The sequence below is a fragment of the Gleimia hominis genome (assembly GCF_032085515.1).
Lineage (GTDB): Bacteria > Actinomycetota > Actinomycetes > Actinomycetales > Actinomycetaceae > Gleimia > Gleimia hominis.
This window is the reverse complement of record NZ_JASXSX010000006.1, coordinates 23844-31544: the sequence shown is the minus strand read 5'-3', so window position 1 is coordinate 31544 and position 7701 is coordinate 23844. Positions and strand designations below refer to the sequence as shown.

Sequence of the window (7701 nt, the reverse complement as noted above, 5' to 3'; positions counted from 1 at the left end):
CGCGGTTTTTTGTGACTGATTTTTTATCCCGTCCGGTTTCGTCCCTGCTGGGGGCGTATAGGTGAAGGCATCGCGCGGGCGGCACATAAAAACGCTTAGCGCCGAGGTTTTCTCCGTTGAACGGGTAATCCCACCAGTTCACGGAAAAGGTATGTAAGAGATTTCTATGAGGAGGAATCATGGCAGATGAAATGATTTTTGAGACACAGCGGTGGCTTAACGGCACCTATGAGGATAAGACCGGGTTTGGGTCTGTTCCCATGGATGGGAAAACGGGATGGGCGACGATCAATGCGCTTATTCGCGCATTACAGATCGAGCTTGGTATCACAGCGACCGCGAACAATTTCGGTCCGGGAACCCAGTCACGGTTCACTTCCCGTTGGCCTCATGGCATTACCAAGAATAATGCCGCGAGTAATGTGCACGGGATCATTCAGGGTGCGCTTTGGTGTAAGGGTTATCCAGCCGAGTACGGGGGTATCACGACTAAGTTCACCGATAATGTTGCTTCTTCTATCAGGAAAATGAAGGGCGATATTGGCCTGTCTGATACTTCTTCCACTGTTGATGTGGAGTTGATGATGGCCTTGTTATCCATGAAGCAGTTCCGTCTTTTGTCTGCTTACGGTGGGAAAGGACCGATCCGCACCATCCAGCAGACCATCAACCGTAGCTACAAGGCATATACAGGAATTCTGCCTACTGATGGCATTTATGGACGTGAGATGAACACTGGTCTTATCCAGGTGCTGCAAAAGCTGGAAGGGTTTAGTGCTTCGCAAGCGACCGGTAACTTTGGTAATGGTACCCGTAGTCGTCTGCAAACCATCAGCGGTGGTAGCGGAGAGTGGGTATGGTTGGCAAGCGCTGCCTTGGTGTGTAATGGGCACGCCAGTTCCGTAACCAACACATGGACTGCGGATTTGGCTTCTCAGGTGCGCGCGTTCCAGGCGGCTTACGCTCTACCTGTTACGGGTGTGGTTGATCCGACAACCTGGATGAGCCTGCTCACTTCGAAGGGGGACCCTAACCGTGCATGCGTTGCCTGCGATACGCGTTTTGAGATTACCGACGAGCTTGCCAAGCATCTTAAAGCAGATGGCTACAAGATTGTAGGGCGCTACTTGAGTGAACCGGGCCAGTCTGGTAAGGCTGAGAAGGAATACTTTAAAGCGTTGCGCACCGGTGAGCTTGAGCGCATAGTTGATCAGGGCTTGCAATATTTCCCAATCTTCCAGGAGTATTCCACGAAACTTTCGCACTTCAGTGTTGAGAACGGGGATCGGCATGCTAAAGAAGCCCAAGCCGCGGCCAAACGGTTAGGGATTCCTCCGACCGTCATCTACTTCGCTGTGGATTACGACGCTACCGACCCCGAGGTGACCAGTAGCATCCTGCCTTATTTCCAGGCAGTTAACGCTAATCTGGGTGGAGGGTACCGTGTGGGTATTTACGCTTCGCGTAACATTTGCACTCGGGTAGCTGAGGCAGGATACAGTGTTGCCTCTTTCGTTTCTGACATGTCTACAGGATTCTCCGGAAACCTAGGCTTCCCCATCCCAAACAACTGGGCATTCGACCAATTCCACGAAATCAGCGGATACCATGGAAAATGGGATCTAGACCGCGTCGCGTACTCGGGTCGAATCGGCGCGGTCGGTAGTGTGCGACACACCACCGGGCATGGCGAGGTAGCGGTACCTTACAGTGCGCCGCCAGTTCCAACCTTTAACGGCCTGCCAACATGGAACTCTATCCACCCTTCAATCACACGGCTAGAGAATGCTATTGATGACTACATGAAGTCGAAAGCAGGTGCTGGTCCATTGCCACAGACCTATTCCACCGAAACTCTTCGTCTAACACTGGAATACCTCGCAATTGATTATCTTAAAGAATCAAACTTTGCGATAGCGGCAGGTACGCGCGCACCCAATGAGCTACGTGATTATCTCCACCAACACCATAAGTCTTTGGTTACTGATCTCGATAGACACATTGGAAGCAACCGAATTGAATTCACTGATCCGTATCGGCGGGGGAAGAACGATCTTGCCCATATGGCATATACACTCTTGTGTTACCTCACCACCAGTCCAGCCCCGGATTTCTGGACCGGGTGGGGAGGAGACCTCGCCACGGGCATGGCTGATCTTCATGTTTTGATGCAACGCCATCCAAGCCTGGATCGTCAACGTGCCGCGAATGCGCTAATTGGATCAGACCCGCAAGCGGTTGATAACTACCTGACCAGTCACGGAGTAGAACCGCAAAAACTACAGGTACGCTGCAACTTCACAGACATCTGTGACGATGCTGACGCAATCTTGCTAAGCAAAATGTTAAAGGACAATCCCCCGAAGGATCTGCATGCTCTTTCTGACACGATTAACTCTTATTACAGCGAAATCATTGTCCAGAACCGCTACACCGCCTACGAAGCAGACGGCTTAGACTACACGTCGCAAGACTCATTAGCCTCGAGCATTTGGGGCAAAATTAACAGTTTTGGTACAGATTTTCCTGGCGTTGGCCTACACCGTCTCGCTGGAGATTCCACCGGTGAAGAACGCGTGGCTTGCTGCCGCGCGCTAGCTGGTTACCTCTTAGCACGATCACACTAAGTTTCCAAAGGCCGGTTGGGTACTGTCGTATTCCCAGAAGTTTGCGCTATACTCAACCGGCCTTTACGTCGTAAACAGAAATATCGAAGCAGGACTGTTCCTAGTGAGAGTAATGGATAATAAACGAGCCAAACCCAACCTGGACCGTGTAAATACTGCTCAATTTTCCAATCAACTAATCGGGCAGTGGCAATGCCAGAAGTTCCTATGGTAAGCAACAGGATCGTAGGTAAGCTAAGGGTTTTGAACATGACGTGGTTTACTGTCACAGAGTAAAGAATCACGTGAGTAACTCCAAAGCCTGTGAGAAGTGCGAGTATTAACCAGACCTCTTGGCGAAGTTGGCTGTAAGATTCTGTAGTTTTTTCGTAGGGGTGAGTGTCATACTTATCAATCCACCACGCAATAGCCATAAGCACACTGAGTAGGACAAGAAACTTCATTACTTGTTTTGCTTTGGCCACGGTTGATCCCCTTCCCTGAAACAGGTTTCCTAACAAATAGACACATCCACTCTAATTTAAGCATTCAGGCACGCTTCTAGGGAGATTATTGCTATGGCTCGTGATGGTACTAATCGGGGTGGGCGGCGCGTGCGGGCTGGTGCGAAGCCGGATGCGTTGAATGAGAAGATCGCTGCCGGGCATCCTGCTACGCGCCTGGAAGATCCTTTGAATGAGTCCTTTGATTTTGAAGGTAGCGATATTGGGGGTGGTGCGGTGCTCGCCGGGGAGACTATGCCTGAGCCTTCGGATTACCTGTCGGAGGTTCAGCGTGATGGTAAGCCACTCGGTGCTGATCTGGTGTACCGGGAGACGTGGCAGTGGCTCGACCAGCGCGGCTGCTCCCAGTTTGTGGCACCCCGGTTGATTGAGGCCTATGCGCAGGCGTTTGCTCGTTATGTGCAGTGTGAGCAGGCGATCTCCAAGTTCGGTCTGCTCGGAAAGCACCCAACTACCGGGGCGGCTATCGCCTCCCCGTTCGTTGCTATGTCCCAGTCGTTTGGTAAGCAGGCGAATGTGTATTGGTACGAGATTTACGAGATCGTCCGGGCGACCTGCACCAGTGATTATTCGGGTGCCACGCCGGGTGATGAGGTGATGGAGCAGCTGCTGAAAGCCCGCTCCTAACGAACCCATTGTTGCGTCTGCCTGTGCTTGATGGGTGGGCGTTTTGTTCTGCCCTGATTCTTTGAAAGTGAGTGCGTACATGTCTGTCACGAAGACTGCTGAAGCTACCTGTATCGGCCACCCGGATAAGCTGTGTGACTTGATCGCCGACACCATCCTTGATGACATTCTTTATGAGGATCCTGCTGCCCGGGTTGCGGTTGAGGTAATGGTGTCTGGGCGCAGGGTTATTGTTACCGGTGAGATCACGACGAAGGTACGTCCTCGTATTCGCCAGTCGGTGCGTGCCGCGCTAGTAGAGGCGGGCTATCAGCCGTGGAAATTCCTTGTTTTCGTCTGGACGCGTAAACAGTCCCCAGACATCAACGCCGGAGTCTCGAAATCCTTAGAGGCACGCTTCGGTGAGGACACCGAGTTCGCGCTCCAGGGCGCGGGTGATCAGGGCACGGTTTACGGCTACGCCACCAATGAGACCCCCGAACGCCTCCCACTCCCGCTCGTGCTCGCACACCGCATCTGCGAACGTTTGGACACCGCCCGCGTTGAGGGCACGATCACTGGGATTAAGCCGGATGGTAAAGCACAAGTAAGCGTTACATACAACGAGGCTGGGGAGCCCGAGAAAGTCGAAACGGTCGTGGTGTCGATCCAGCACTACTCGGCGAAGGATCTAGATGAGTTGGTGGCTGAGGTGAAAACCCTCATCGTCGCACCAGCTTGCAAACCATACCTGCCGATCACTGATGACACTGAGATTCTGGTGAATCCCTCGGGTGTTTTTACCGTGGGCGGTCCAAAGGCTGATACGGGCCTGACGGGCAGGAAGCTGATGGTGGACACTTACGGTGGTCTCGCCCCACACGGTGGTGGTGCGTTTTCGGGTAAAGACCCGTCCAAGGTTGACCGGTCTGGGGCGTATATGGCGCGGCTGATAGCTAGAACCATTGTTGATGCTCGGCTGGCTCGCGAGTGTCAGGTGAGCATTTCTTATGCGATTGGCAAGGCTGACCCGGTTGCTTTTACTATCGACACTCTTGGCACCGGTCAGTACGCCGACCACGTTTTGACCGCCTCTGCGCGGGATGTGTTTCCTTTGCGTCCTGGTGGGATCATTGACGCGTTGAATCTACGCAACCCTAGTTTTACGCGCTATTCGACCTACGGGTACTTCGGCCATGCCGGTCCGCGCTGGGAACAAACCTGGCGACACGAGCGCGACCTGCGGAAGGCGGTGGAAACACATGCAGATCAAGCAACTGGCCATCGCTGACCTGAAACCGGCGGCGTATAACCCGCGTAAGGAATTGAAACCTGGCGACCCGGAGTTCGAGAAGCTCAAGCGGTCCTTGAGCGAGTTCGGCTACGTCGAACCGATTATTTGGAACAAGACCACCGGGCATGTCGTCGGTGGACACCAGCGCCTGAAAGTCCTCGAAGACCTCGGCCACACCATGGTCGACTGCGTCATCGTCGAGCTGGACGAGACGCGGGAGAAAGCACTCAACGTCGCGATGAATAAGATTAGCGGTGAATGGGACGAATCCAAACTGGCCCTGCTGATCGCTGACTTGGATGCTTCGGATTTCGATGCGGAGCTGACCGGGTTCGACGACGAGGAGATCGCCCAACTCATCGGCTCCCTTGACGAAGACGACGTGGAGGACGACAACTTCGACCTCACCTCTGCATTGGAGGCGGCGGCGTTTGTGGAGCGTGGGGACATCTGGACGGTGGGCCGGCACCGGCTCGTGTGTGGTGATGCAACATCGCAAGCAGACGTCGAGTTACTCATGGATGGTAAGCGCGCCAACCTGGTGCTCACCGACCCGCCATACAACGTGGCCTTCGAATCCTCCGACGGTTTGACGATCCGCAACGACAAGATGGGTGCGGACGCGTTCTACGAGTTCCTGCTCGCCGCGTTCACCCAGATGGCGAGTGTGTGTGAGAAGGGCGCATCAGCCTATGTGTTCCACGCTGATACTGAGGGCTTGAGTTTCCGGCGTGCTTTCCAGGACGCTGGCTTCAAACTGTCCGGGTGTTGCATTTGGGTCAAAGACTCCCTGGTGCTGGGGCGTTCCCCCTACCAGTGGCAACACGAGCCGGTGCTGTTCGGCTGGGTGAAGACCGGTAAGCACAAGTGGTATGCCGACCGGAAGCAAACCACCATCTGGCGGTTTGATAAGCCCCGCCGCAACGCTGACCACCCGACCTCCAAGCCGCTGGACTTATTGGCGTATCCGATCGGAAACTCCACTCAGGCGAATGCGATCGTGCTCGACACTTTCGCAGGCTCAGGTTCGACATTGATGGCTTGCGAGGCTACAGGCCGTATCTGCTACTGCCTGGAGCTCGATGAGAAGTACGCCAGTGTGATCTTGCGCCGCTACGCCGACGCCACCGGTGACGCAGCCGGGATCACCTGCCTACGCGATGGTAAACAGCTCGCGTATTTGGATGTGGTGGAGGCCGTGGATCGAGGCACCACATGAGTCCGTTGACGCTTGGCTCCCTGTTTGACGGGTCGGGCGGCTTCCCACTCGCCGCCCTCCACACGGGTATTCGCCCCGTCTGGGCAAGCGAGGTGGAGCCGTTCCCGATCCTTGTCACCACCACCCGCCTGCCCGAAGTCGCCCACTTGGGTGATGTGAGTCAGATTGACGGCGCAGCGATTAAGCCGGTGGATGTGATCACGTTCGGCTCGCCCTGCCAGGACTTGTCGGTGGCTGGCCGCCAGTTCGGGCTGGCAGGGAAACGTTCGGGCCTGTTCTTCCAGGCCATACGCATCATTAAGGAAATGAGAAAGGCAAGCAATGGTCGATACCCGAGATTCGCGGTGTGGGAGAACGTGCCGGGAGCCTTCTCCTCCAACAAAGGCCACGACTTCGCCGACGTCCTCACGAGCCTCATCCGCCTCCAGAGCCCGACCGTTGCTGACGTGCCTGTCCCTGCACCCCGGTGGGCAGATGCGGGATGCGTTGTGGCAGATGGATGCTCGGTTGCGTGGCGTGTATTCGATGCGCAACATTTCGGCCTCGCCCAACGACGCCGCCGCATCTACCTTATCTGCGATTTTGCAGGCCGATCCGCACCCGAGATTCTTTTTGAGCCCGCGAGCCTGCCAAGGCATCCTCAATCGTGCGGCACGCAAGAACAAGACCATGCCCACACCCCTGAAAGAAGCGTTGGAGGCCGTAGCAGCCAGGTGATGTTGTTGGATCATCACCCTCAGGACTCGAGGTTGACCGTCAACTCCTCGGGGGTGGTGCAGACGCCCGCCGCCAGGATGGGCAATTCCCCCACGAACGCACCCATCCTCCTCGATGCCCCAGAGGAACGCAGGGTGTTTGGGTTGAATTCGATCCACCAGTCCCGTGCCGGTGGCGGCCACTACGGCTACGAGGCGGCCGTGTCGAAGACCCTCGACTTGAAGGGCGGAGAGCCGACCTGCAACCAAGGCGGCATGGTCATCCTCGAACCCGTCTATGCCGCATCCAAGGCCGACTATTTCACCCGCGCCACGAAAGATCAGGCCGGGGCCTTGTTGGCCTGCGACTACACTGACTCGCCCATGGTCGCCAGCTCATCGCTTCGACCTAGGCGTTTGACACCGGTTGAGTGCACCCGGTTGCAGGGTTTCCCCGACACCTGGTGCCACCAGCTCGCCCTCACCGACCCCACCGACGCCCAGCTCGACTACTGGGTGGGTGTGTGGGAGGCATGGAACCGCATCCGGAGCGTGCGGCCGAGGAGCCGCAAGCAAGTGGCGGCGTGGCTCGCTGACCCTGCCAGTGACAGCGCGCAGTACAAGTTGTGGGGCAACGCGATCGCCTTGCCGGTGGCTGAACACGTCCTGAAAAGAGTGAAAAACATGGTCGATACGACTGGATAAGTCTGCACACCTATGGCTGTATGTACATGACCGAACAAGACAAGGAGCATGG

At 55.7% G+C, this 7701-nt stretch carries 6 protein-coding genes; 5 read left to right on the top strand and 1 reads right to left on the bottom strand.

Annotation, left to right across the window (positions count from 1 at the left end; translation table 11 throughout):
• Positions 1–179 precede the first annotated feature (179 nt).
• Positions 180–2627: a glycoside hydrolase domain-containing protein gene (locus QS713_RS08920; protein ID WP_313274654.1), complete on the top strand. Its 2448-nt coding sequence runs from the start codon at positions 180–182 to the stop codon at positions 2625–2627.
• Here the strand turns inward: QS713_RS08920 and QS713_RS08915 are convergent.
• Entirely contained in the window at positions 2624–3091 is a 468-nt protein-coding gene (locus tag QS713_RS08915) for a hypothetical protein (protein ID WP_313274651.1), read from the bottom strand. The genes QS713_RS08920 and QS713_RS08915 overlap by 4 nt on opposite strands.
• Before the next feature lie 93 nt (positions 3092–3184).
• On the opposite strand from QS713_RS08915, the gene QS713_RS08910 reads away from it, so the two are divergent.
• The 4 genes from QS713_RS08910 (at position 3185) to QS713_RS08895 (ending at position 7649) form a co-directional block, all read left to right on the top strand.
• Positions 3185–3757, top strand: a complete 573-nt coding sequence (locus QS713_RS08910) for a P27 family phage terminase small subunit (RefSeq protein WP_313274649.1) — start codon at positions 3185–3187, stop codon at positions 3755–3757.
• A 79-nt stretch (positions 3758–3836) separates the two neighbouring features.
• Positions 3837–5027, top strand: a complete 1191-nt coding sequence (gene metK / locus QS713_RS08905) for a methionine adenosyltransferase (RefSeq protein ID WP_313274648.1) — start codon at positions 3837–3839, stop codon at positions 5025–5027.
• Positions 4999–6249 carry a site-specific DNA-methyltransferase gene (locus QS713_RS08900; RefSeq protein WP_313274646.1) on the top strand — a complete coding sequence of 417 codons (1251 nt, stop codon included), beginning with the start codon at positions 4999–5001 and terminating at the stop codon, positions 6247–6249. Before metK ends, QS713_RS08900 begins: the two co-directional genes overlap by 29 nt.
• The gene (locus QS713_RS08895) at positions 6246–7649 is read left to right on the top strand and encodes a DNA cytosine methyltransferase (RefSeq protein WP_313274645.1); all 1404 of its coding nucleotides are present in this window, start codon (positions 6246–6248) and stop codon (positions 7647–7649) included. The genes QS713_RS08900 and QS713_RS08895 overlap by 4 nt, the downstream gene beginning before the upstream one ends.
• Positions 7650–7701 lie beyond the last annotated feature (52 nt).

Coding starts and splice junctions, on each gene's coding strand:
- QS713_RS08900 (WP_313274646.1), top strand. CDS start 4,999: ATGCAGATCAAGCAACTGGCCATCGCTGACCTGAAACCGGCGGCGTAT.
- metK (WP_313274648.1), top strand. CDS start 3,837: ATGTCTGTCACGAAGACTGCTGAAGCTACCTGTATCGGCCACCCGGAT.
- QS713_RS08920 (WP_313274654.1), top strand. CDS start 180: ATGGCAGATGAAATGATTTTTGAGACACAGCGGTGGCTTAACGGCACC.
- QS713_RS08910 (WP_313274649.1), top strand. CDS start 3,185: ATGGCTCGTGATGGTACTAATCGGGGTGGGCGGCGCGTGCGGGCTGGT.
- QS713_RS08895 (WP_313274645.1), top strand. CDS start 6,246: ATGAGTCCGTTGACGCTTGGCTCCCTGTTTGACGGGTCGGGCGGCTTC.